The sequence below is a fragment of the Methyloparacoccus murrellii genome, from assembly GCF_054657115.1.
Genome location: NZ_BAAHXD010000045.1, coordinates 1 through 22,514, shown reverse-complemented (window position 1 = coordinate 22,514; position 22,514 = coordinate 1). Strand labels below are relative to the sequence as shown.

Annotated in this window: 20 protein-coding genes; 11 read left to right on the top strand and 9 right to left on the bottom strand. The window is 66.8% G+C overall.

Features of this window, described 5'->3' with window-relative positions:
- Positions 1-3: 3 nt before the first annotated feature.
- From ACYQ1H_RS12385 to ACYQ1H_RS12370, 4 genes are all read right to left on the bottom strand, one after another.
- Complete coding sequence (locus tag ACYQ1H_RS12385; protein ID WP_460028353.1) at positions 4-2,964, bottom strand: ABC transporter substrate-binding protein; 2,961 nt, start codon at positions 2,962-2,964, stop codon at positions 4-6.
- 68 nt (positions 2,965-3,032) lie between these two features.
- A complete protein-coding gene (locus ACYQ1H_RS12380) occupies positions 3,033-3,242 on the bottom strand; it encodes a hypothetical protein (RefSeq protein WP_460028352.1) in 210 nt (69 codons plus the stop codon).
- Positions 3,243-3,418: 176 nt separating this feature from the next.
- Positions 3,419-3,751 carry a YceK/YidQ family lipoprotein gene (locus ACYQ1H_RS12375; RefSeq protein ID WP_460028351.1) on the bottom strand — a complete coding sequence of 111 codons (333 nt, stop codon included), beginning with the start codon at positions 3,749-3,751 and terminating at the stop codon, positions 3,419-3,421.
- A gap of 92 nt (positions 3,752-3,843) precedes the next feature.
- Complete coding sequence (locus ACYQ1H_RS12370) at positions 3,844-4,074, bottom strand: hypothetical protein (protein ID WP_460028350.1); 231 nt, start codon at positions 4,072-4,074, stop codon at positions 3,844-3,846.
- A gap of 162 nt (positions 4,075-4,236) precedes the next feature.
- On the opposite strand from ACYQ1H_RS12370, the gene ACYQ1H_RS12365 reads away from it, so the two are divergent.
- From ACYQ1H_RS12365 to ACYQ1H_RS12350, 4 genes are all read left to right on the top strand, one after another.
- Positions 4,237-4,767 (top strand): hypothetical protein, encoded by a 531-nt coding sequence (locus ACYQ1H_RS12365; RefSeq protein WP_460028349.1) that lies wholly within the window; start codon positions 4,237-4,239, stop codon positions 4,765-4,767.
- A 71-nt stretch (positions 4,768-4,838) separates the two neighbouring features.
- Positions 4,839-5,384 carry a peroxiredoxin gene (locus tag ACYQ1H_RS12360; protein ID WP_460028348.1) on the top strand — a complete coding sequence of 182 codons (546 nt, stop codon included), beginning with the start codon at positions 4,839-4,841 and terminating at the stop codon, positions 5,382-5,384.
- Between the two features lie 18 nt (positions 5,385-5,402).
- Positions 5,403-6,323, top strand: coding sequence for a SphA family protein (locus ACYQ1H_RS12355; RefSeq protein WP_460028347.1), 921 nt, complete (start codon positions 5,403-5,405; stop codon positions 6,321-6,323).
- Positions 6,320-7,321, top strand: coding sequence for a hydrolase (locus tag ACYQ1H_RS12350; RefSeq protein ID WP_460028346.1), 1,002 nt, complete (start codon positions 6,320-6,322; stop codon positions 7,319-7,321). Before ACYQ1H_RS12355 ends, ACYQ1H_RS12350 begins: the two co-directional genes overlap by 4 nt.
- Positions 7,322-7,337: 16 nt before the next feature.
- Here ACYQ1H_RS12350 and ACYQ1H_RS12345 read toward each other — a convergent pair whose 3' ends face one another.
- Positions 7,338-8,252, bottom strand: a complete 915-nt coding sequence (locus ACYQ1H_RS12345; protein ID WP_460028345.1) for a 1-phosphofructokinase family hexose kinase — start codon at positions 8,250-8,252, stop codon at positions 7,338-7,340.
- A 384-nt stretch (positions 8,253-8,636) separates the two neighbouring features.
- Here ACYQ1H_RS12345 and ACYQ1H_RS12340 point away from each other — a divergent pair, with 384 nt between their 5' ends.
- From ACYQ1H_RS12340 to ACYQ1H_RS12330, 3 genes are read left to right on the top strand one after another with little or no spacing between them, the layout of a single operon-like run.
- On the top strand, positions 8,637-9,638 hold the full coding sequence (locus ACYQ1H_RS12340) for a DnaJ C-terminal domain-containing protein (RefSeq protein ID WP_460028344.1): 1,002 nt from the start codon (positions 8,637-8,639) through the stop codon (positions 9,636-9,638).
- A 19-nt stretch (positions 9,639-9,657) separates the two neighbouring features.
- Positions 9,658-9,990 (top strand): chaperone modulator CbpM, encoded by a 333-nt coding sequence (locus ACYQ1H_RS12335; RefSeq protein ID WP_460028343.1) that lies wholly within the window; start codon positions 9,658-9,660, stop codon positions 9,988-9,990.
- 24 nt (positions 9,991-10,014) lie between these two features.
- Positions 10,015-10,485, top strand: coding sequence for an MOSC domain-containing protein (locus tag ACYQ1H_RS12330; protein WP_460028342.1), 471 nt, complete (start codon positions 10,015-10,017; stop codon positions 10,483-10,485).
- Positions 10,486-10,531: 46 nt separating this feature from the next.
- Here ACYQ1H_RS12330 and ACYQ1H_RS12325 read toward each other — a convergent pair whose 3' ends face one another.
- The 4 genes from ACYQ1H_RS12325 to ACYQ1H_RS12310 form a co-directional block, all read right to left on the bottom strand.
- Entirely contained in the window at positions 10,532-13,804 is a 3,273-nt protein-coding gene (locus ACYQ1H_RS12325; protein WP_460028341.1) for an efflux RND transporter permease subunit, read from the bottom strand.
- Positions 13,805-13,823: 19 nt separating this feature from the next.
- Positions 13,824-14,981, bottom strand: a complete 1,158-nt coding sequence (locus ACYQ1H_RS12320; RefSeq protein ID WP_460028340.1) for an efflux RND transporter periplasmic adaptor subunit — start codon at positions 14,979-14,981, stop codon at positions 13,824-13,826.
- A gap of 10 nt (positions 14,982-14,991) precedes the next feature.
- Complete coding sequence (locus ACYQ1H_RS12315) at positions 14,992-16,503, bottom strand: efflux transporter outer membrane subunit (RefSeq protein WP_460028339.1); 1,512 nt, start codon at positions 16,501-16,503, stop codon at positions 14,992-14,994.
- A gap of 220 nt (positions 16,504-16,723) precedes the next feature.
- Positions 16,724-18,346, bottom strand: a complete 1,623-nt coding sequence (locus tag ACYQ1H_RS12310; RefSeq protein WP_460028338.1) for a MutS-related protein — start codon at positions 18,344-18,346, stop codon at positions 16,724-16,726.
- Between the two features lie 214 nt (positions 18,347-18,560).
- Between ACYQ1H_RS12310 and msrB the strand changes: the two genes are divergently transcribed.
- The 4 genes from msrB to ACYQ1H_RS12290 all read left to right on the top strand — a co-directional run.
- A complete protein-coding gene (gene msrB / locus ACYQ1H_RS12305; RefSeq protein ID WP_460028337.1) occupies positions 18,561-19,031 on the top strand; it encodes a peptide-methionine (R)-S-oxide reductase MsrB in 471 nt (156 codons plus the stop codon).
- A 91-nt stretch (positions 19,032-19,122) separates the two neighbouring features.
- Positions 19,123-21,441 (top strand): polyphosphate kinase 1, encoded by a 2,319-nt coding sequence (gene ppk1, locus ACYQ1H_RS12300; RefSeq protein WP_460028336.1) that lies wholly within the window; start codon positions 19,123-19,125, stop codon positions 21,439-21,441.
- Between the two features lie 234 nt (positions 21,442-21,675).
- Positions 21,676-22,227, top strand: coding sequence for a hypothetical protein (locus ACYQ1H_RS12295; RefSeq protein WP_460028335.1), 552 nt, complete (start codon positions 21,676-21,678; stop codon positions 22,225-22,227).
- A gap of 28 nt (positions 22,228-22,255) precedes the next feature.
- Positions 22,256-22,514, top strand: a 259-nt coding sequence (locus tag ACYQ1H_RS12290) for a hypothetical protein (protein WP_460028334.1), incomplete at its 3' end; no start/stop codon positions are given.

Genomic DNA, 22,514 nt, shown 5'->3' with positions numbered 1-22,514 from the left:
TCCTCAGGGGTGGGCGTCGAGGCGAAGGTCGGCCTGCTCCAGCAGCGCCGGCGGCAGGTTCATGCCCAGGCTGCGGGCGTGTGCCTCGCTGACCACCAGGCGGATGTTCGTCGGCCGGCTGAAGGGCATCCCGGCTGGCGACTTGCCGCGCAGGATGTCGGCGACCTTCAGGGCGGCATCGAAACCGGCCTGGTGATAATCCATGGTCAGGCCCACCGCCGCGCCCTGGCGGACGCCGGATTCGATGAAGGTGAACAGCGGCTTGCGGGCCCGCGCGGCCGCCCGGGCGATGGCGGTGAAGCCGGAGGAGGACTGGTTGTCGAGGATCTGCACGATGGCGTCGATGGGTTTCGCCGCCAGCGCCAGCGCAGCATCCGGCAGTTCGCCCGGCGAGTTGACCGGCAGGGGGACGACGCCGAGGCCGCGCCGGGCCGCCTCGGCCTCGAACACCTCGCGGTTGTGCACCGAGTTGTCCTCCGCCGGCGAGTACAGCGTCCCCAACGTGCGGTACTGCGGGAAATGCCTGGCGAGCAGTTCCGCCATCTCCGCATAGGGCCCCAGTGTGTAGACGCCAGTGACGTTCGGCAGGTGATGGCTGTCGTCCCGGCCCGCGCCAGCCACCACCGGATCGGCGACGAAGGTGAAGACGATCGGCAGATCCCTGATCCTCCGCACCGCGGTTTCCAGGGTCGGCGTCGAGAGAACGACCAGCAGCTCGGTGCCGTCGCTGCGCGCGGCATCGGCCAGTGCCGGCAGCACCGTCATGTCGCCCTGGGCCGAGGCCTCTTTCAGCGTATAGTCGCGTCCCGCCACCAGCCCCGCAGCCTGGAAGCCCTCGTCCATGCCGCGCAGGGTGTCCTCGGCCGGCGCCGATTCCACATAGAGGATGCGCTTGATCCGCCAGGGATGGTCCAGCGGCCTGGCCTCGGTCGCCGGCGCTGGTGCCGGCGGTGTCGCGGCGGGCGTGACCAGGGCGCGCACGCGGTCCGGAAAGACGATGCCGAGCCGTCTGGCGCTGGCCTCGTTCAGCATCACCGTGCGCCGGGAGACATTGCGGAACGGGATATCGGCTGGCCTGGCGCCGTTCAGCACCCGTGCCAGCGGCTCGGCGGCCGCGCGCCCGCTCTCGCGGTAATCCGCGCCGACCATCATCAGGGCATCGTGGTCGAGGAAGTCCGACTGGTCGATCATCAGCGGCAGCCCGGCGTCGCGGGCGGTCTTGGCGATGGCGTCGAAGGCCTGGTAGAAGGTGTTGTCGCCGACCGCGAGAATGGCGCCGACCCGTCGTGCCACCAGCGCCTGCGTCGCCTGGACCACCTCGGCGGTGTTGTTGATGGGGATTTCCACCAGGGTCAGGCCGGCCCGCTCGACATGCTCCCGCAGTACCGCCGCCACCTTCACCGAATTGGCCTCGCTGGGGTTGTAGAGCGTGCCGAGGATGCGGACGTTCGGCAGCACCTGGCGGGTCAGCTCGAGCAGGTCCCCGACCGGCGGCATGGAGCCGATGCCGGTCACGTTCGGCTGGTGGTCAGTGAAACTTTTCCCAGCACCCGCCGCCAGCGGATCGGACACGTAGGTGAACACCACCGGCTTGCGCTTCGCGCCCAGCCCCGCGCCCTGCAGCACCGGTGTCGTCAGGGTCAGGATGACGTCGGCGTCGCTGCTGTCGAGCACCTGGCCGATGGTGGGAATCTGGGCGATCTCCGCCTGGGCGTGCATCATCCGGAACTGAAGGTTAAGGCCTTCCCGGTAGCCGAACCGGGCCAGTTCCGACTTGAGGCCGTCGAGCACCGCGTCGATGCCGGGTTCCGGCGCGAAGTAGGCGACGCCGACACGGTAGTTGCGCCCCGGCTGCGGCCCGGGTATGCCGCCACTGCCGCTGCCGGCCGTCGGCTGGTCCGCCGGCGGGGTGCCGACGGCCGGGAGGGTTTCGCTGGCTTCGGCCCGGACATCGGCGGGGAACTGCCAGGCGTCGCGCAGGCCGGTGCGGACCTGCTCGTTCAGCAGCAGCCGGCGCGGCAGGTAGTCGCGCGCCGGCATCCGCGCCGGATCGGCGCCGGCCAGGATGTCGCCGGCGATGCGCCCGATTTCCTCGCCGACCTCGTAGTAATTGGCGCCGAGGTCGAACAGGCCGCCGTTCCTGACGTGGCCGGCCATGTTGGAGAACACCGGCAGCCGCGCCGCCCGGGCCACGCCCATCAGGCTGTCGACGGCATTGTTGACGGTGGCGTCGCCGCCGGTCCAGAACGCCTCGACGCCACGCGACACCAGCGATTCCGCCGCCTCGCGGACATCCTTGGTCTGCTCGACCGGCGCCTCCAGCAGCGTGATGCCGAGTTCCGCCGAAATTGACCGCGCCCGCCGGGTGCAGATCTCGGAATTGACCTCGGCCGGGTTCCAGACCACGCCGACGGTCTTCAGCGCCGGGTTGAGCCGGCGCGCCAGGCGGAAGCTGTCCTCGACCGGCTGCGGCGTGCCGATGCCGGTCAGCTGCGGCGGCTTGTCCAGGCTGTCCAGCGCGCGGATGCCGACGCCGGCGCCGACCGGCGAGGTCACCGCGCCGAACACCTGCGGCAGCCGGCCCAGCTTGTTGGCATTGGCCAGCGCCTGCAGCATCACGGTGGAAATGCTGATCGCCAGGCGGTCGTTGCCGCTGGCGATTTTCTGCGCCATGAGGTTGCCGGTGGGCAGGTCACCCTCCGGGTTGTAGAGCGTCACCGCGATTTCCTGCCCGTCGCGGAAACCGCGCGCGGCCAGTCCGTCGAGCACGCCGCGGCGGGTGTCGTCGAACAGCGGATTGGAGCTGTGCACCAGCAGGGCCACCGGAATCCGGCTGACCGGCAGTGGCGTGGGGCCCTGGGCATGGCGGCTATGGCGGTCCGACCACAGTAGCATGGCGGCCGCGAGCAGGATCAGCGTCAGGGCGAATCCCAGGCGTTGGACGGGGGCTGGCAGGATGCTCATGGGCCGGTCGGAGAGGGGATGTGCGGGCATGCTACCGGTTTTCACCCACCTTGTGACCCGCCCGCGCCTCAATCGCTCCCGGGATGGGGCCGATCCGCGCGAGCCGCCTCGGGCCGTCCGTACACGCGTCCGCGCTCATCGAAATGGAAGTCGACGCGCTGGTCGTGGTAGGACCAGGGCGTTGCCGTCGTGTCCAGCCAGATCAGTCTGCCGTGGTCGCCGCCTTCCACCGTCACCGGCGGCGTACCCATGATGGCGATGACCTCCGCGCGGGTCATGCCGTTGCGCACGAGGCTGGCGCGATCCGGGTCGAACGGCTCGCCGATGCCGGAGCAGGCCGCCAGCAGGCCGGCCAGGAGGCTCGCCGCCAGCCATCGGCCTCTTCGCCCTGGCGATGTGCCGGGCGTCGGTGTCCGGCCGGGTCGGCGGCGGGCGGCCAGCGGTGCGGGAGGGTTCAGGGCGTTTCCGGTTGCCGCTGGACCTGATAGATGTCGTAGGGCAGTGCGACGGTGTCCAGGGCGGTGGAGAAGGGCAGGTCGGCCACCAGGATCGGCACTACCATGGCCGGTGTCCAGGACGGCCCCTTGAGCTTGCCCTCGAAGGCGGCGCCGAGATCGGAAATGTCGCGGCGTACGCCGGGGTAGACCATCCAGTCCTGCGGTTCGAGCTCGGTGCGGCTGCGCACGCTGGAACAACCGTCCTCCAGCAGGGCGAGCAGGGCCAGGGCGCCCATCAGCAGGGTTTTGCGATAATCGATGTGCTTCACGGTCGGATTGCCTAGAAACATGCTGGTCGGGCCTTGCGGGCGGGGTAGGTGACGGGGCGGCCAGTATGCCTGAATCCGTGCGAAAACGTAGCGGTTTCAACGGCTCCGGCGCATCAGCGGCGGCAGAACGCGCGCATCAGGCGGTCCTGATCGCCGACCGGCAGGCCGGTCTGCTCGATGCTGAGCCAGCTGGTTTCGCCGCGCTGCGGGTTGACCGCCTCGATCAGGCCCTCGTCCCGGAAATCGCCGCGCCAGACCTCGCCGACCCGGGGCTTGTTCCAGCCCAGCAGCAGCGGTTCGGTCGCAACGCCCATGACACCCTGCCAGAGCACGATGAACAGCACGGCGTCCTCGCGTCCGCAACGACCGAGATCGGCGGTGATCAGGACGCTGTCGCCGGCTTCCGGCCCGGTTGGCGCGGCAGCGCAGCATAATACAAGGCCTGCACATGCCCGGCGGCAGTTCCGCCGGGCAGGGTCGTGTCGCCAGAATCGAGCTTGATTGCCATGCGCCGTTGGTTTGTCAGTTGCCTTGCCGTTGTTCGCCATCCGCCGATCCGGCCGCTGGCTTCGCGCCGCCCGGGCGTCGCCGGGATGGCCGGCCTGTGGCTGCTGGCGATGCTGCTGCTGGGGGGCTGCTCGCTGTTCGCGACCGGGGATACGGACACGGACGAGCAGAAGGCCGCCTGCGGGCAGCAGTGCCTGCAGAACGGCGAGGTTTGCAGCCAGTATTTCGCCCGCCGCAACGAGGACCAGCGGCGGCTGTTCGAGCAGGCCAAGGAGAACTACTGGCTGTGCCTGCGCAAGTTTCCGGGTGCCGAATCGCGTCCCGACGGGCCCTGCCTGGCGCCACCGCCGCCCGAGGAGACCTTCGACAGCTGCGGCCAGCAGCTGGACGAGTGCCTGACGGATTGCCAGACCAGCCTGGACGATCTGGCCGATACCCTAGAACGGCTGCACCGCCGGCCCCCGCCCCGGCCGGAGGCCGCCCCGGATGCTGCTCCCGGATCCGGGAGCAGCGCGCAGACGGCGGAATAGCCCATGGCGAACCGGCGCGGCCGGGGCCTGTCTGAAATCCCGCGTCCCCCACTTTCACCCGAGGAAAACCCGTGAACACACCCAAGCACAGCTGGTTGAGGAAAGCCGCCCTGATGATGTCCCTGGGCCTGCCGCTGACGTCCACTGCCCGCGCCGAGCCCCTGGCGGTCGGTCAGCCGGCGCCGAAGTTCCAGCTGAAGAGCCAGGACGGCCAGACGGTCAGTCTCGCCGACCGTGCCGGCAAGGGCTGGACCGTGCTGTACTTCTACCCCAAGGCCGGCACGCCCGGCTGCACCACCCAGGCCTGCGCGTTCCGCGACGCGATCCGCCAGGTCCGCGACCGCAATGCCGAGGTCTACGGCATCAGCACCGACGAGGTGCCGGCATTGGCGGAGTTCTACCGCAAGCATCGCCTCAACTTCACCCTGCTGTCCGACTCCGACGCCGCCATTACCGACGCCTACGGCGTGAAAATGCCGGTGCTGAAGATGGCCAAGCGCTGGACCTTCATCATCGACCCCGAGCTGGTCATCCGCGACATCAACGACGATGTCGACCCGGCGCTGGATGCGCAGGTGGTGGCCGAGCGGCTGAAGCGGCTGCAGGACGGCGCCTGAGCGCCAGCGGACCGGCGCATGGGTACTCCCGCACCGCTGCGCGGCATGCTGCTGGTGCTCGGGCTGTTGCCGGCGGCCGCGCTGGCCGACGAGGGTTTCGGCCAGCGCATCCTCGGCACCCTGGGACTGGACGCCGGCACACAGTCGGCGTCCGGCTTCTACTACGGTGATCGCTTCATCCTCTTCACCGCCGACCGGCTGCTGGGCCGCGACGGCCAGCCCCTGCCGGTCCGCGGGCTGGACATGTCGGCATTCGCCAATATCTTCGGCATGGCCGGCACCTGGCAGTTCGGCGACGGGCCTTACTACACCGCTGCCTTCGCCGTACCGGTGGCGGGCATGCGCCTGCGCTCGGACCTGCCGCCCAACACGCTGGACCGCCAGGGCCTGGGCGACATCTTCCTCTCGCCGATCAAGCTGGGCTGGCGGTTTCCCCGGCTGGACCTCGTATCCTCCTACAGCCTGTACGCCCCCACCGGGCAGCTGAACCGCCGCGGCGTGGCGCAGCCGCAGTGGACGCACCAGGTCTCGGCGGGCGGCACGGTGTTTTTCGACGACGAGCGGGCCTCCCGGCTGTCGGCCCTGACCAGCTACAACCTCTACGAACGCAAGCCAGGACTGGATGTGACCCGCGGCGATACGGTGCAGATTCAGGGCGGCATCGGCAGCCGCCTGTTCCGCCTGCTCGATGTCGGCGTGGTGGGCTATGGTTTCTGGCAGGTCGCCGCCGATACGGGCTCGGATCTGCCCGCGTCGCTGCGCGGCATCCGCGAATATGCCGTGGGCGTCGGCCCCGAGGTCGGCATCCTCATTCCCGCGCTGCAAGGCAAGCTGACGGCGCGCTACGAATGGGAGGTCGCCGGCCGTTCCCGGCTCGATGGCCAGGTGCTGGTGGTCAGCCTGTCGCTGCTGGGCTGGAAGCCGGACGGACAGGAATGAGCCCGGCGGCGTTCAGGCCCGCCTGGTGGCTGCCGGGCGGACATCTGCAAACCCTCTGGCAGCCGTTGCTGCGCCAGCGGCCGCATCCCGACACCGTGCGCGAGTCGCTGGCAACGCCGGATGGCGACTTCCTGGACCTGGACTGGTACGGCCCCGAGACCGAGCGCATCGTCATCCTGCTGCACGGGCTGTCCGGTTCCTCGCGCTCGCCCTATATCCGCGGCATGCAGGTGGCCCTGGCGCGGCAGGGCTGGCGCAGCGTCGCGCTCAACTTTCGTGGCTGCGGCGGGCGGCCCAACCATACCTGGCGTGGCTATCACTCGGGCGAGACCGGCGACTTCCATCATCTGTTGACGTGGCTGCGGCAGCGGCGTCCCGCCGCGGCGCTGGCGGCGATTGGCTACTCGCTGGGCGGCAATGTGCTGCTGAAATGGCTGGGCGAGCAGGGTGGCGATGCGCCCCTGCTGGCGGCGGCGGCCGTATCGGTGCCGCTGCGGCTGGATCTCTGCGCCACCCGGCTGGACCGGGGCCTGTCCCGGCTCTATCGCGACCAGCTGCTGCGGGAGCTGAAGGCCTATGTCATCGATAAGCGGCGGTATCTGGAGCGGACGGGGCGGACGGAGGACGCGCAACGGCTGGCGGCGCTGGGCGATCCCGGGCCTCTGCGCTCCTTCTGGGAATACGACCACCACATCGTCGCGCGCCTGTATGGTTTCCGGGATGCACGGGACTACTACCGATGCTCCAGCTCGCGGCAGTACCTGCGGCGCATCCGGCGGCCGACCCTGCTGATCCAGTCCCGCGATGATCCCTTCATGACGCCCGCGGTGTTGCCGGAGCCGGACGAGCTGGCGCCCGCCGTGCGGCTGGAAGTCACCGCCAGCGGCGGGCATGTGGGGTTTGTCGGCGGTACCTGGCCCTGGCGGGCGGATTACTGGCTGGAGCGGCGGATACCAGCTTTCCTGGCCGCCTGCCTGGCGCAGGGTGACGCCGGATGAGCGCTCCCACCGCGGCTCAGGCTGTCGCCCCGTTGCGGGTCATGTCTTCCACGACCACGGCATCCAGCAGGTCTTCGACCTCGCCTGGCTCGATCAGCGCGACATCCTGACGCCGGGCGTTGGCGGCGCCGGCGGCCGAGGCGAAGCGCAGGCGCTCTGCCGGCGGCCATCCCCGCAGCCAGCCGTGGGCGAGCCCGGCCAGATAGCAGTCGCCCGAGCCGACCGGGTTGACCTGCCGGATGGGTGGCGGCGTCACCCGCCAGGCCAGCCTGCCGGAGCGCTCCACTCGCACCGGGGCGGCGCCGTCGGTGATGTGCAGTTCCGCGACCGCGTCCCAGCGGGCGGACTGGGCGTGCTCCTCCCGGTTGGGCTTCGCCAGCTGCGGCGGATGCGGGCCGGCCAGGGCCTGCTGCAGGGCCGCGCCGTGGGCATCCAGCCAGCAGGGCACGCCGGCGGCCCGGCAGAGATCCAGCAGCTCGGTGTACAGGCCATTGGCGACCGGGTCTGGTACCGAACCGCTGATGATCGCCAGCCGCGCCCCCGCCAGCCGCTGGCGGGTCTGTTCCAGCAGCCGCGCGCATTCCTCGCCGGTGACCGGGAACCCGTTGGGCAGCACTGTCGTCGGATGTCCGTCCTGGCCGCTGGAAGCCATGAAGCCCACGCGCACCGGTGCGGCGGTTTGCACGAAGGCATCCTCGATCCCCTCGTTGCGAATCAGCTCGCGCAGCCAGGCACCGCTGTGGCCGCCGGCGAAGCCGGTCAGTGTCACGGCATGGCCCAGGCGCGCCAGTACCCGCGCCACGTTCACGCCCTTGCCCTCGGCATGCATGGCCAGCCCGGCGACACGGTTGATGGCGCCCGGCACGAATCTGCCGGTGTGTACCAGGTTGAGCAGGGGGTTAGTATTGATGATGAGGGTGTCGCCTGGCATGTCCGGCAGTCGAGCTCCGTCTGGTCGAAGGGCAGGGCGGGTGGTGGCCCGGTGAGAGGACGCATCCCGTCAGGCATGGGTTTGTGAAAGCAACAGGATATGACAGTATGCGCCGGATGCCCCGGCCCGGCGTTCCCGGTCATGGTGCCACAACGGTCCGGGGAGGCGTCGGGGTGGGCGGCTGCGCGCGTGCCCACTCGAAAATCCGCTCGGGCGCTTCCCTGTCCGGCTGTGGTCAGGGCATTGCCCGCCGTGGCTCGGCAGTCGGTCCGGCAACCCGGGACCTCCAGGAGAATGTCAGCCAGGGGGGCAGGTTGCCCTATCCGATCCGCGGCGCGCCTGGCATCGGGTCTCGGCAACGCTCTGCAACAGGAAAGGGTTCACATGAAATTCAAGGATTACTACGAAACGCTGGGTGTCGCCCGCGATGCCAGCACCGAGGAGATCAAGAAGGCCTACCGCAAGCTGGCCCACAAGTATCATCCGGACATCTCCAAGGATCCCGAGGGCGAAGAGAAATTCAAGGTGGTCAACGAGGCCTACAAGACGCTCAAGGATCCCGAGCTGCGCAAGGCCTATGACGAACTGGGACGCCATGCGAGCGGGGAAAACTTCCAGCCGCCGCCGGACTGGGCCAGCCATTTTGGCCAGGGCGGTGCGGGTGGTCCCGGGGCCACGGATTTCGCCTTCGAGGGTGTCGATCTGGCCGATCTGTTCGAGCAGCTGGCCCGTGCGCGCGGGGCGGGTGCCGGCGGCTTCAGCCGTAGCCATGCAGGTGCGGGACACGGCGGCCAGGCCTTTCCGGTGCCGGGCGCGGACTTCGAGGTGACGGCGCCGATCACGCTGGAGCAGGCGGCCTCGGGCACGGTGCTGGAGCTGAATCTCGACATGCCGGAATACGATGGGAGCGGCCGCCCGCGGCGGATGCCGCGCTCGTTCAAGGCGCGCATTCCCAAGGGCGTCACCGACGGGCAGAAGATGCGGCTGGCCGGCAAGGGCGGCAAGGGCATCCATGGTGGCCGCGACGGGGATCTTTACCTGAACATCGTGCTCAAGCCGCATCCCCTGTTCCGGCCGAGCGAGCACGATCTGTTCCTGGATTTGCCGGTGACGCCGTGGGAGGCGGCGCTGGGGGCGACCGTCGAGGTGCCGACCCTGGGGGCGCCGGTCAGCCTGAAGATTCCGCCCGGTACCCCCACCGGCCGCCGGATGCGGCTGGCCGGCAAGGGTCTGCCCAAGCCGCGCGACGGGCACGGTGACCTCTATGTGATCGTCCAGGTGGCCACACCGCCGCATCTGACCGAGCAGGAGGCGTCGCTCTACCGCCAGCTGGCCAGCGTCTCGACCTTCAACCCGCGCAGCCAGCCTGGCCAGCCGAAATCCTGAATCCCGAGGGCACGTCACCATGACACAGTATGTCAATTCCGTCCTGCAGGCCGAGATCGCCTGGCTCAGCCTGACCGAGTTCACCGAGGTTTCCGGCCTCGACGCCGCCCAGGTGAGGGAACTGGTCGACATGGGTATCCTCTCGCCCGGCTGCTCCGGCAGCGGCGACTGGTCCTTCAACCCGCAGACCATGGTCCTGGCCCGGCGCCTGCGCCGTCTGCAGCAGGATCTCGACCTCGATCTCGACTTGCAGGCGCTGGCCCTGGGATACCGGCTGCTGGAACGCATCGCCGAACTGGAGGCCCAGCTTTGCCGGGCACGGGCGGCCGTCATGCCGGCGAAGGATGCCTGACGAGCGCCACCGGCCGGCCCGCTCGTGACCTGTGAGCCCCGGCTGGTCTGGATCGGCCTGCGTCCCCGCCATCGGTCGCCGGTCGCGCCGGTGGATCGCGCCGAGGCGCGCGCGGGGCTGGGGCTGCTCGGCGATCATGCCCGCCGCCGGGATTCGGCGCGGCAGCTGACCTTGATCCACCGGGGCGACATCGAGGCCCTGGAAGCCGCGCTGGGACAGCCGGTCGATCCGGCGCTGCTGCGTCGCAATGTGCTCGTCGACGCGCCCGCCGGCTGGCTGCGCGTGGGGCACCGCTATATGGCGGGGCCGGTGGTGCTGGAGATCACCGGACCCTGCGCGCCCTGCGGCCGCATGCGCGAGGCGTTGGGCGAGACGGGCTACCGGGCTATGCGCGGGCGGGGTGGCGTGACGGCGCGGCTGCTGACCGGCGGCTGCCTCCGGCTCGGCGAGCCCATCCGCCCCTTGCAGCGGGACCTGTTCGAGCGGCCCGGCTGACCGGCTACCGTTCACCGTTCAGGGTGGTCACGCCGGCCCGTCAGGGTCAGGCGTCGCCAGAAGCCTTCACGGGCGGATGGGCGGGCTGGCCGCGGTGGCTGAGCCCCATCATCACGACGAAGAACATCGGCACGAACAGCACGGCGACGCAGGTCGAGCCGAGCATGCCGCCGACGATGCCGGCGCCGACCGAGTTCTGGGCATGCGCGCCGGCGCCGGTGGCCGTCACCAGCGGCACGGCGCCGAGGATGAAGGCGATCGAGGTCATGACGATGGGGCGGAAGCGCAGCCGTGCCGCATGGATGGCGGCGTCGCGATAGGACATGCCTTCCTTCCTGACCCCGTCGATGGCGAATTCGACGATCAGGATGGCGTTCTTGGCCGACAGGCCGATCAGGGTCAGCAGGCTGACCTGGAAATAGAGGTCGTTCGGCATCCGGAACACCAGCAGCACGAAGGCGGCGCCGAACAGGGCGAACGGCAGGGCCATGACGATGGCGATCGGCAGCGACCACATCTCGAACAGGGCGGCCAGGATCAGGAACACCATGATGAGGCCCAGCGACAGGGCGATGGCCGACTGGTTGCCGGCGATCTTTTGCTGGTAGGCCAGGCCGAACCACTTGATGTCGTAGCGGTTGCCGAGCACCCTGGGCACGACGTCCTCGATGATGTCCATGATCTCGCCCGAGGTGTGCCCGTTGTCCGAGTCGGGGTCGACCACGATCTGGCTGGCGAGGAAGTCGTTCAGCCGCGTCACCACCTCGGCGCCGGTGGTTTCGGTCAGCTTCATGATGTTGCCGGCTGGCACCATCTCGCCCTTGTTGTTCTTGATGTAGACGGTGTTCAGCAGTTCGGGATTCTTGCGGTAGTTGTAGTCGCCGGTGATCTCCACCCAGAACAGGTCGGCCCATTTGGTGAAGAAGTCGATGTAGTAGAGGCCGAACACGCCCTGCAGCGAGTTGTAGGCGTTCTTGAAGTCGACGCCGTAGTAGTATGCCTTCTCGGCGTCGACATCGACCCGCAGTTCCGGCGTGTCGATCTCGTAGAACTGGCTGGCGCGCTTCACCGAGGGGTAGTGCTTTTCCAGGTATTCCACCAGCTTGACCGAGTCGTCGTGGATCTCCTTGAGCGACACCGGCTGGGTGGCCTGCAGGTAGAAGGTCACGCCGCCCGACGGGCTCAGGCCGCGGATGGGCGGCTGGTTGAAGGCATAGCCGTTGATGTTCTTGTTTTCCAGGTTGATCCTGGAGGTCTCCTCGATGGCCGTGTCGATGGTCTGGTGCACCATGTCGCGGTCGTCCTCGTCGTTGAGCACGCCCATGATGGTCGACGTGTTGGTCTTGAAAGTGCCGTTGTCGATGATGTCCTGGGAACCCATCACCACCAGGCGGTCCAGGTAGGGAATGCGCCGCATCATCTCGGCGGCGACCTTGTTCGATTCGTCGACCACGTACTTGAGCGCGCCACCCGGATTGACATGGATGACATCGTAGAAATAGCCCATGTCCTCCAGCGGGATCAGCGAGGTCGGGATGCGCAGGAACATGCCGACGGTCAGGGCGAAGACCACCGCCCAGGCCGTCAGCGCGATCCGCGAGTGATCGATGATCCAGATCACCGCGGCCATGTAGCCGTTCTGCAACCGGGCGAACCCGGCGTCGAACCAGCGGAAGAACAGAAGCTTGGGTTTCTCGGTAGCGTGCGTGACATTCCTCAGGAAGATGACGCACAGAGCCGGGGTCAGAGTCAGCGCGACGAAGCCGGAAATCACGACCGAGATGGCGATGGTGACGGCGAACTGCTGCATCATGGTGCCGCTGAAGCCACCCAGGAAGGCCACCGGCACGAATACCGCGTTCAGCACCAGCACGATGGCGATGACCGGCGCGGACACCTCGCGCATGGCCTTGAGGGTGGCCTCGAAGGAATCGAGCCTGTCCTCCGCCATGATGCGCTCGACGTTTTCCAGCACCACGATGGCATCGTCCACCACGATGCCGATGGCCAGTACCAGCCCGAACAGCGACAGCGTGTTGATGTTGAAGCCGCTCGCGTAGATGCCGGCGAAGGCGCCGATGACCGCCACCGGAATGGCCAGGATGGGGATGATGGTGCCGCGGAAATTCTGGATGAACAGGTAGACCACCACGAAGACCAGCAGGAAGGCGATCAGCAGCGTCTCCACCACGCCGTGGATGGCCTGGTAGACGAAGATCGACGAGTCGTAGTGGTAGAAGTACTTGATGCCCCTGGGCAGGAACTGGTCGATGCGGTCCATCGCCTCCTTGACCGCGGCCTTGGTCGCGAGCTGGTTGGCGCCGGGCACCAGGTAGAGCTGCAGGGAAACCGCCTCGAAGGTCTTGATCTCGCCGGTCTTCTCGTCGCGCTTGTGGACGTGGAAGTAGTTGTTGTAGTTGTTGGCATCCAGCTCGACCCGGGCCACGTCCTTCAGCTTCACGATCTGGGCGTTGCCGGCCAGGCTGAAGTCGGGCGGCTCGGTCTTGTCCGCGTTGACCAGCGCGACCTCGTTCTTGCCGTCCAGGTTGGCCCGCAGGACGATGTTCTCGAACTGCTTGACGTCGGTGTAGTAACCGGTCGTCGTGATCAGGAAGTTCGACTTTTCCGGTCCGTAGGTCGGTGGCATGGCGTTCTGGCCCACCGCGTACTGGTTGCTCTGGTCGCGGACCTTCTCGATGATCTCGGGAATACCGATCTTGTAGAACGCCAGTTTCTTCGGATCGACGTTGATGCGGATGGCATAGGACCGCTGGCCGAGGATGTTGACGAAGCCGACCCCATGAATCTGCTCGATCACCGGGTAGATGTAGCGCTGCACGTAGTTGGCGATGTACAGCGGGTCGGGCGAGCCGGTCTCGGAGTAGAAGGGGATGACCTGGAACAGGTCGGGAATCATCTTGCGGATGCGGATGCCCTGTGCCCGGGCCTGTTCCGGAATGTAGGAGTTGGAGGCGGTCAGGGAGCGGTTCAGCGTGTCCGCTTCGACGATGCCGAGGCTGGTGCCGACATTGAAATAGACGTTGATCGACACGCTGTTGCTGCCGTTCTGGCTGGCCGACTGCATGTAGATCATGTCCTCGGTGCCGGCGATCTGGTCCTCGATCGGCGCCGCGACCGAATTGGCGATGGCCTCGGCGCTCGCCCCGGGGAAGGTGGCGCTGATGTTCAGCACCGGCGGAATGATCAGCGGATATTGGTCGATGGGGGCATAGAGCGCCGCCATGACCCCACCGATGACGATCATGATCGAGCAGACGATGGCCAGGACCGGCCGCGAGATGAACTTTTCCGAAATCATCCGTGTTGGCTCAGCGGGGTTACGGGCTCTGTGCGGGCCTGTTCAGGGCCAGGTCGCTGACGGTCTGGTCCACCACGACCGGATCGCCATCGGCGATCCGGACCCCGCCGTTGGTGATGACCCTCATCCCGTCCTGGAGACCGCTGTCGACCAGCTGCGTGCCGTCCATCAGGTATTTGCCGGCCTTGATACGTAGCTTCCTGACCTTGCCGCCATCCTCGATGAACACATAGGAGGATTCGCTGTCGCGGAAGATGGCCTCCTGCGGGATGGCGTAGGTGCTGCGGACCGTCAGGTTGCGCAGGTAGACATGGACGAACTGCCCGGCCAGCAGCTTGTTGCGCGACAGGCGCGTGTTGTCGATGCTGGCGCGCAGCTGCCAGACGCCGTCCGAGAACGATACGCGGATGTCCTTGAACTCGACCCGCCCGGCATCCGCTACCCGCGTGCCGTCGGCCAGTTCCAGGTCCACCGGGAAGCGATAGTCGGCCGGTACCCGGTAGAGCTGGTCGAGGATGCCGTTCTCGATGCCCAGGCGATCGAGTTCCGGCATGGCGAACGCCACGTACATGGCATCGTGCGAGTTGATCACGTTGAGCTGGGTCTGGAAGGCGGTGACCATCATGCCCTCGGATACCATGCGCTCGGAGATGTAGCCCGCCGCCGGCGCCCGCACCGTGCAGTACTCCAGGTTCAGCCTGGCGTTGCTGATGTTGGCGAGATCGGTCTTCACGTTGCCCGCCGCCCCCTGATAGTTGATCAGCGCCGTGTTGACGTCCTGCACCGAGGTCACGTCCTGCCGGGTCAGGCTGGCATAGCGATCGTAGATGATCTTGTAGTTGTCCATCGCCGCCTTGTCCTTCTGGTACTGCCCTTCGTAGGTTTGCAGGGCGAACAGGTAAGGCCGCTTGTCGATCTCGTACAGGGGTTGATCCTTCTGTACGTAGCTCCCTTCCTGGTAGAGCTGCCTGAAGATGGCGCCGCTGACGCGGGGAATCACCGGATAGTCGATGACGCCCTGCACCACGCCCGGGTATTCGTAGATGTACTCGATGTCGTGGCCGTAGACCTGCTGCGCATCCACGTGCATGACCGGTGGCGGCGGTTCGGGTTGCCTGGAACAGCCCGGCAGCAGGGGCAGCCAGGCGAGCAGAAGGGTGAGCAGTGAAGTGCGCATGGCTCGTGAGCTAGAACAAATCGCCAAACCGGTGACCCTCGCCGAGATCGTGCGCGGTCTCGTTGTCCTTGATCTTGTACCCGCCGCCCAGATCCTGATACAGGTTGACGATGCTCATCAGCTGCGCAAGCTTGCTCTGCGCGGTCTGTAGCGCCGCCTGGTTCAGGCTCACGCGCATCGCCAGGACGTCGGGGTAGGCCGTCAGTCCGCCCTGGTAGCGCGCCTGTTGGTTGTCCAGGCGGCTCCGGGTCGTCTGATAGAAATCCACCATCCGCGCCAGGCTTTCGGTGTAGTTACGGTGTCCCGCCAGGTCGCTGTCGACCGCGGCGAAAGCGTTCCTCACCGTTTCGAGGTAGGCATGGTAATCGGAATAGTACTGGGCCTTGGCCGACTTGATGGCGCCGAAGGCGCCCAGGTTCAGCACCGGCATGTTGATGCCGCCCTGGTATTGCCAGTAGCTGTTCTGGGCATTGCTGAGATTGCTCAGGGAACTCGTGGCCAGGCCGAAGGGCGTGGTCAGCTTGATGGTCGGGAAGAAGAAGGTGGTGTTCACGCCGATGTTGGCGCTGGATTGCCTCAGCACCGCCTCGGCATAAATGACGTCGGGACGGTTCCTGAGCACCGTGGCGGGCAGATTGCCGCTGACGATGCCCTGGTACGCCAGGTCCATGAAGGCGTGGCCGGGCTGGATCGGGCCCGGGTTCTCGTTCAGCAGCACATGCAGCGTGTTGCCGAGGCGGACGATGTTGTATTCGATGACCGGTATCTCGGCCCTCGCCCTGGCCAGCTCGACCTGGTACTGGCGCAGGGTGAAGTAGGCGATCAGCCCCTCACGGTGCGCATCCCCGTAGCGGTCGACCATCTCTGCCAGATTGGCTGCCAGCTGTCGTTGCTGGGTCAGCCGGTATTCCTCCTCCCGCAGGCCGAAATAGCCGCCGACGACCTGGCCGATGATCGCCAGCCGCACCGCGTTCTTGGCCGCGACGCTGGCGGTGATGTTGGCCTCGGCCTGCTCCTGGGTGCGCAGCTGCTGCAGGATGTTCAGCGAGTAGTTGGGAATTAAGCCGGCCGTGAAGGCCGGGAAGGGCAGAGAGGAGAGCGTGCTGTTATCGAGCTGGTTTTCGTTGTTGATGTAACCGGCACCGGCATTCAGGGTCGGCACCCAGTTCATCTGGATCTGCTGCAGCATGGCCCGGGCCTTGAAGACCGCGCCGATCGCCGACTGGATGTTGTTGTTGCGGGCCAGCGCTCTGTCGACCAGCTGTTGCAGTTGCGGGTCGCCGAACCTGTTCCACCAGGCCATCTCGGGGATCCGCGCCGCGCCCATCGATACGTAGGGGTCCCGGGATGGCCAGGCCGTCGGTGTGGCGATGGCCGGCGGCTGATAGTCGGGACCCCAGATGCCGCAGCCGGCGAGGCCCAGCAGGATCGCGCCCGCGACGATGCCCGCCCCGCCCCGGAACAGGGCGCGACGCCTTGCCCCTTTCCCCGGAACAGGGCGCAAGGTGGACACCGGGGACATCGAATCGCTGCTCCCGGGAGAAGCCTGCCGGGGGGCGGGCCTGGCCGGGCGGGCGGGAACCGCCCTGTCCGCCGTCCCGGCCTCGGCGCGGTTGGGCCGGGGCGACGGGCGGGAATACGGCGCCGCGTCCGCGCCAGCCTGCGGCCGGGCAATCGCTATCCTGAGGCGCAGGTCCATCCCGGAAAGCATTCGTCCCTGAAGGCTTCGGTGTGTCGCAGGCTCAGGCCTTGGTCTCGCGGTTGCCGGACAGGTAGCGGGCAATATCTTCCTTCGAGAACCCGATCTTGCGTGCCACGCGGTCGGCATGGCTGACGCGGGAAATGCCCTCGATGACCCGGTAGGTGGGCTGCTCGTTCCGGAACTCGACCTGCCTGGCCATGCCGATGCCCTTCTGCTGGTAGCGGTCCACCAGCTCGTGATTGTGGGTGATCAGCAGGGTGCTGTTGCCCTTCTGGTGGAAGCCATCGAGGATGTTCATGGAAATCTCGATCTTCTCCTCGTGGGTCGTACCCTCCGACAGCTCGTCCATGATCACCAGGCTGCGCGGGGAGGCGGCGAGGAAGATCGCCTTGGTGCGGCGCAGCTCGGTGCCGAATCGCCCCTCGCCATCGGCCAGATGGCTGATTTCCGGCACCTGGTAGAAAATCCGGTCGGCGACCGTCATCTCGGCTTCGCGGGCCGGCACGTAGCTGCCGATCTGCCCGAGCAGCTGGGTCTGCGCCAGGGTCTTGCAGAAGGCGGTCTTGCCGCCGCTGTTGGGCCCGGTGATCAGCGCCAGCCGCGACTGGCCGAGATCGATGTCGTTGCCGACATAGGCCGGATTGGCCTTGGCCAGTATCGGGTTGCGGACCTCCCGCACGCGCAGCCGGTGCTGCGCGGCGTCGACCAGCCTGGGTAGGCATACGGGATGGCCGAAGCTCTCCCGGAAACGGATCAGGCCCAGCAGTTCGTCCAGCTGGCCGAGCCCGTCCAGCGCTTGCTGCACCTCGGGCGAGGTGCGGAAGCTGTCGCGCAGCGGGTAGATGCAGCCGTCGCGATCGAAGCCGCCGACGATGGGGATGTACAGCAGGCTGATGGGCAGCAGGAACAGCCAGAAGGCCGAAGCGACCGAGGCGACGATGTCCAGCAGCAGGGGCACGAATTCCACCATCAGGAACAGCGCGACCAGGAACAGCGTCAGCCCGATCGGCTTGAACAGCGATGGCCGGAAACGGATGGCCGGCGTGAACCAGCCCTTTTCCTCGCGCGTGAGCATGCCCTGCTCGGCGCGGTAGGCCGGCCCCCTGGCCAGTGCGTAGGCCCTGGCATGCTTGAGGTCGGTGATCCGTTCGAGCACAGCGGCGAGATAGGCGCTGTCGGGTGCTGGCACCTGCCCGGCATTTTCGACCAGATCGAGCATGAAGCGGGTGCCGTTGATGTAGGCGCCATAGCCGTAACCCTCCAGTTCCAGATCGTGGGCGCGCGAGCTGAACATGCCGAGAAAGCTGCCATAGAGCAGTTCGTAGAAGTCCTTTTCCTGCTGCCCGGCCTGCTCGACGAGAGTTTCCAGCCCCCGGCGCAGCGCCGGGTTGGCCTCGATCTCGGCGATGGCGGCCTGCTTGGCTTCGAGCACATCGAGCCGGTCCAGGGGTTGCCGCAGGGAGCGGTACAGCGTGGCCTGGCCGATGCGGGTGCCGGCATGATTGACGCTCTCGAACAGCCGGTCGACCTCGATCGCCTGGAAGGTGCTGCCGTCGATGACGCCGTCCAGCCCCTGCCCGGGCGGTTCGGGCCGGATCGCTGGCGGAGCCTTGGCAGCGGATTGCAGTAGCGTGGGGTAGAGGGCGCTGAGAATATCCTTCATGATGGCCGGGGCTCCGGGCAATGGTTGAGGGAGGGTAAGCTACACCGTGGGTCCGGGGGCTTCAACTTCCACCCGGTCGCACCCGGCCAAAGGGCGGACCCGTTGAACCGGGAGGCTGCCGCGGTGGTCGATGTGGGGCAGGGGTCATGCCGGGCCCGTGTTGCGGGCGGCGCTTCCCGGCCAGCCGAATGCCATCATAACGAGGAGAAAATTCATGACCTGGGATTGTTCCTGTTTCACCAAGCCCGACCCTGAGGAACTCCGGGCCCTGCTGACCGAGGAGCAGTATCGCGTCACGCAAGGTGACGGTACCGAGCGGCCCTTCCACAACCCTTACTGGAACCATCATGAGCCAGGCATTTATGTCGATGTCGTGTCCGGCGAGCCGTTGTTCAGCTCCACCGACAAGTTCGATTCCGGTACCGGCTGGCCGAGCTTCTGCCGGCCGATCCGGCCCGAGCAGGTCGTGACCCGCACCGACCGCTCGCTGCTGCATGTGCGCACCGAGGTGCGCAGCCGTTATGCGGACTCCCATCTGGGGCATGTCTTCAACGACGGTCCGCCGCCCACCGGGCTGCGCTACTGCATCAATTCGGCCGCAATCCGTTTCGTGCCCCGGGAGGAACTGGAGGCCCGGGGCTACGGCGAGTTCCAGGGCCTGTTCGAAGGCGCGGCGGCCGGCTGAAGCCTGGTTTCCCGGGCCTGGTGCCGGGCAGGGCGCCGCTGCCGCGCACCCTTATCATCGACAACCCACCATCCCAACCACGCAGATCACCATGGCGAGCAAGGCACTGACCACCACGCGACACATCAAGGGCGTTGGCAAGACGACCCGCGGCATCCTTGCCGAGCACGGCATCTTCTCGGTCGAGGAACTGGCCAACGCCGATCTCGACCAGCTGGTGAAGATACCGGGTTTCGGCAAGTCCAAGGCCATGCGCATGATCCGGGCGGCCAGGTACATGATCGGCGAGAGCCAGCAGGTCGAGCACGCCGGACAGCATCCGAACGGGGATGGCGGCAAGGACGCCGGCACCGTCGACTTCTCCGACGGCCGGCTCTACATCAACCAGGAGCTGAGCCTCCTGGAGTTCAACCGGCGGGTGCTGGAACAGGCCAAGGATGGCCGCACGCCCCTGCTGGAGCGGCTGAATTTCCTCTGCATCTCGTGCTCGAATCTGGACGAGTTCTTCGAGGTGCGGGCCGCCGGCCTGATCCAGCGCGCCGAGTTGGGGGCGACGCGCACCGCGCCCGATCACCTGACCCCGCAGGAGACGCTGGCGGTCATTTGCGAGCGCGCGCACGAGCTGGTCGCGGACCAGTACCGGGTGCTGAACACGATCGTGCTGCCGGAGCTGGAGGCCGAGGGCATCCGATTCCTGCGCCGCTGCCAGTGGAGCGACTCACAGCAGGCCTGGCTGAAGAGCTATTTCAGCGAGCAGCTGCTGCCGATCCTCAGCCCGATCGGTCTCGATCCGGCGCACCCGTTCCCGCGCATCCTCAACAAGAGCCTCAACTTCATCATCTCGCTGTCCGGCAAGGATGCCTTCGGCCGCGAGATCGATCTTGCCATCCTGCAGGCGCCACGGTCGCTGCCGCGCATCATCCGCCTGCCGCCGCAGGAGACGGACAGCGGACCGCACGACTTCGTCTTTCTGTCCTCGATCATCCATGCCTTCGTCGACGAGCTGTTCCACGGCGTCAAGGTCAAGGACCTGTACCAGTTCCGGGTTACCCGCAACAGCGAGATGTACCTGGACGAGGAGGAGATCGACGATCTCCTGCGCGCCCTGGAAGGCGAGCTGAGCAGCCGCAACTACGGCGACGAGGTGCGGCTGGAGGTGGACGACAACTGCCCCGAACCGATCGTCGACTACCTGCTGAGCCAGTTCGCCCTTGGCGGCGACCGGCTCTACCGGGTGGACGGACCGGTCAACCTCAGCCGGCTGCGCGAGGTCTACGACCTGATCGACCGGCCCGACCTCAAGTATCCCCCCTTCGTGCCGGGCGGGCCAGCCGAGCTGGCCGGCGGTCACGATCTGTTCGAGGCCCTCCGCAAACGCGACATCCTGCTGCATCATCCTTACGAGAGTTTCGCGCCGATCATCGAGCTGATCCGCCAGGCCGGCAACGATCCCCAGGTCGTCGCCATCAAGCAGACCCTCTACCGTACCGGCGCCAACTCGCCGGTGGTCGATGCCCTGCTGCGCGCAGCCAAGGCCGGCAAGGAGGTGACCGTGGTGGTCGAGCTGCGGGCCCGCTTCGACGAGAAGGCCAACATTTCCCTGGCAACCCGGCTGCAGGAAGCCGGTGTGCAGGTGGTGTACGGCATCGTCGGCTACAAGACCCACGGCAAGATGCTGCTGATCTTGCGCCGCGAGGGCCGGCACCTGCGCTATTACACGCATCTCGGTACCGGCAACTACCATCTCAGTACCGCCCGGCTGTACACCGATTACGGCCTGCTCAGCGCCGACCAGGAACTGGGCGAGGATGTGCGCAAGGTGTTCGTCCAGCTCACCAGCCTCGGCAAGGTCGGCAAGCTGCACAAGCTGCTGCAGGCGCCATTCACCCTGCACCAGACCCTGCTCAAGAAGATTCAGCGCGAGACCGATCACGCCCTGGCCGGCAAACCGGCGCGGATCATCGTCAAGGTCAACGCGGTAGCCGAGCCCCTGCTGATACAGGCGCTGTACCGTGCCTCCATGGCCGGCGTGAAGACCCAGCTCATCGTTCGCGGCATCTGTTGCCTGCGTCCCGGGGTGCCGGGGGTTTCCGAGAACATCGAAGTGCGCTCCATCATCGGCCGCTTCCTCGAGCACAGCCGCGTCTACTGTTTCGAGAACGACGGCAACCCGGAGGTCTATGCCGCCAGCGCCGACTTCCTGGCCCGCAACATGTTCCGCCGCATCGAGGCCTGTTTCCCCATCGTGCAGCGCAAGCTGGCCGAGCGGATACGGGAGGAACTGGAGCTCTGCCTCAAGGACGATACGCGGGCCTGGCTGTTGCAGGCGGATGGCAGTTACGTGCGCGCGCCCAGTGGTCCGCAGCCGTTCGAGGCGCAGTCCGCCCTGCTCGAACGCTGGAAACGCTAGGTCCGCGTTGGCGGGCGCTGGCGGGCCGCTGGCCTGGGTGGGCGGCGAGGCGGCCCGGTATCCGGGCAGGTGGGCGATCCGGCGGCGCGGTTGCAACAGGCTCGCGGGGACAGGTGGCCTGTCCCCGCGATGACGCCGGTCATCTCCGCCGGTCTCGCGCTTTGACACCATGTGCGCTTGTGCACAAACTTGCTCCGCGGGTCTGCATCACAACATCCGACACGGAGCTGAGCCATGAAGAAAACTGTCATCGCCTTGTCCGCCACGATTTCCACCATCATTCTGTCGTCCGGGGTTGAAGCCAGGACGGCCCTGAGTGCCAGGGAGCGCTGTTTCCAGATCGGCCAGCCCGTACCCGGTGGCTGGAACGAAGTGCTCAAGATCAAGCCGCAACAGGCACTGACGGACAAACCCGGCGCCCTTGTCGAAACCATCGGCCTTGTCCATGGCGCGAAAACCACCCATCCCCCGCTGAACTACTACAACCAGTTTGCCGGTGCGGCCTCCTATATTCCGCCCGGAGATCAGGAAGTCGATAACGTCGTCCAGATTGCGCTCGTCGGCACGAGCTATGGCACGGATACGGGTACCCCGGAGGGGATTTATGGCCTCTGGACCCTGGGTTATTCACTGATCCTGGAGCCGGAGAAGAAAGGCAAGATTCCGGGCGGCCAGATTGTCGGGGGGAAACGGTTCAAGCCCATCGGCAACGGGCATGATGCCGATCCACCCAAGGAAACCCTGGTCGATGCGCCGGTTGCCGAGATTTCCTGCTCAAGCTTCTGAGGATCGCACGGCTGGGGTCAGGACCGCCGTGGTCAACGCGCAGGCCGAAATAGAAATAGGGGTCGGCTGGGCGAAGGGCCTGACCAACAAGTTTTGCACGTTCAAGACCAGCGATCATTTCGGCATGATCGACTTGCAGACACTCACATCGAAGAATCCTTCGATAGCGGCCACCTACCTGTTGCAAGGGCTGGACATGGTGGAGCTTGAGAAGATGATTCCGGAGAACTTTGAAGGCAACCCGGGAACCTTGTACTGCCAAGCCTTGGCGGGCTCCTCGATTACCC

Excerpts from the sequence above, each read along its gene's own strand:
- ACYQ1H_RS12385 (WP_460028353.1), bottom strand. The coding sequence starts at position 2,964 with ATGAGCATCCTGCCAGCCCCCGTCCAACGCCTGGGATTCGCCCTGACG.
- ACYQ1H_RS12380 (WP_460028352.1), bottom strand. The coding sequence starts at position 3,242 with ATGACCCGCGCGGAGGTCATCGCCATCATGGGTACGCCGCCGGTGACG.
- ACYQ1H_RS12375 (WP_460028351.1), bottom strand. The coding sequence starts at position 3,751 with ATGTTTCTAGGCAATCCGACCGTGAAGCACATCGATTATCGCAAAACC.
- ACYQ1H_RS12365 (WP_460028349.1), top strand. The coding sequence starts at position 4,237 with ATGCGCCGTTGGTTTGTCAGTTGCCTTGCCGTTGTTCGCCATCCGCCG.
- ACYQ1H_RS12355 (WP_460028347.1), top strand. The coding sequence starts at position 5,403 with ATGGGTACTCCCGCACCGCTGCGCGGCATGCTGCTGGTGCTCGGGCTG.
- ACYQ1H_RS12350 (WP_460028346.1), top strand. The coding sequence starts at position 6,320 with ATGAGCCCGGCGGCGTTCAGGCCCGCCTGGTGGCTGCCGGGCGGACAT.
- ACYQ1H_RS12345 (WP_460028345.1), bottom strand. The coding sequence starts at position 8,252 with ATGCCAGGCGACACCCTCATCATCAATACTAACCCCCTGCTCAACCTG.
- ACYQ1H_RS12340 (WP_460028344.1), top strand. The coding sequence starts at position 8,637 with ATGAAATTCAAGGATTACTACGAAACGCTGGGTGTCGCCCGCGATGCC.
- ACYQ1H_RS12335 (WP_460028343.1), top strand. The coding sequence starts at position 9,658 with ATGACACAGTATGTCAATTCCGTCCTGCAGGCCGAGATCGCCTGGCTC.
- ACYQ1H_RS12325 (WP_460028341.1), bottom strand. The coding sequence starts at position 13,804 with ATGATTTCGGAAAAGTTCATCTCGCGGCCGGTCCTGGCCATCGTCTGC.
- ACYQ1H_RS12320 (WP_460028340.1), bottom strand. The coding sequence starts at position 14,981 with ATGCGCACTTCACTGCTCACCCTTCTGCTCGCCTGGCTGCCCCTGCTG.
- ACYQ1H_RS12315 (WP_460028339.1), bottom strand. The coding sequence starts at position 16,503 with ATGTCCCCGGTGTCCACCTTGCGCCCTGTTCCGGGGAAAGGGGCAAGG.
- ACYQ1H_RS12310 (WP_460028338.1), bottom strand. The coding sequence starts at position 18,346 with ATGAAGGATATTCTCAGCGCCCTCTACCCCACGCTACTGCAATCCGCT.
- msrB (WP_460028337.1), top strand. The coding sequence starts at position 18,561 with ATGACCTGGGATTGTTCCTGTTTCACCAAGCCCGACCCTGAGGAACTC.
- ppk1 (WP_460028336.1), top strand. The coding sequence starts at position 19,123 with ATGGCGAGCAAGGCACTGACCACCACGCGACACATCAAGGGCGTTGGC.
- ACYQ1H_RS12295 (WP_460028335.1), top strand. The coding sequence starts at position 21,676 with ATGAAGAAAACTGTCATCGCCTTGTCCGCCACGATTTCCACCATCATT.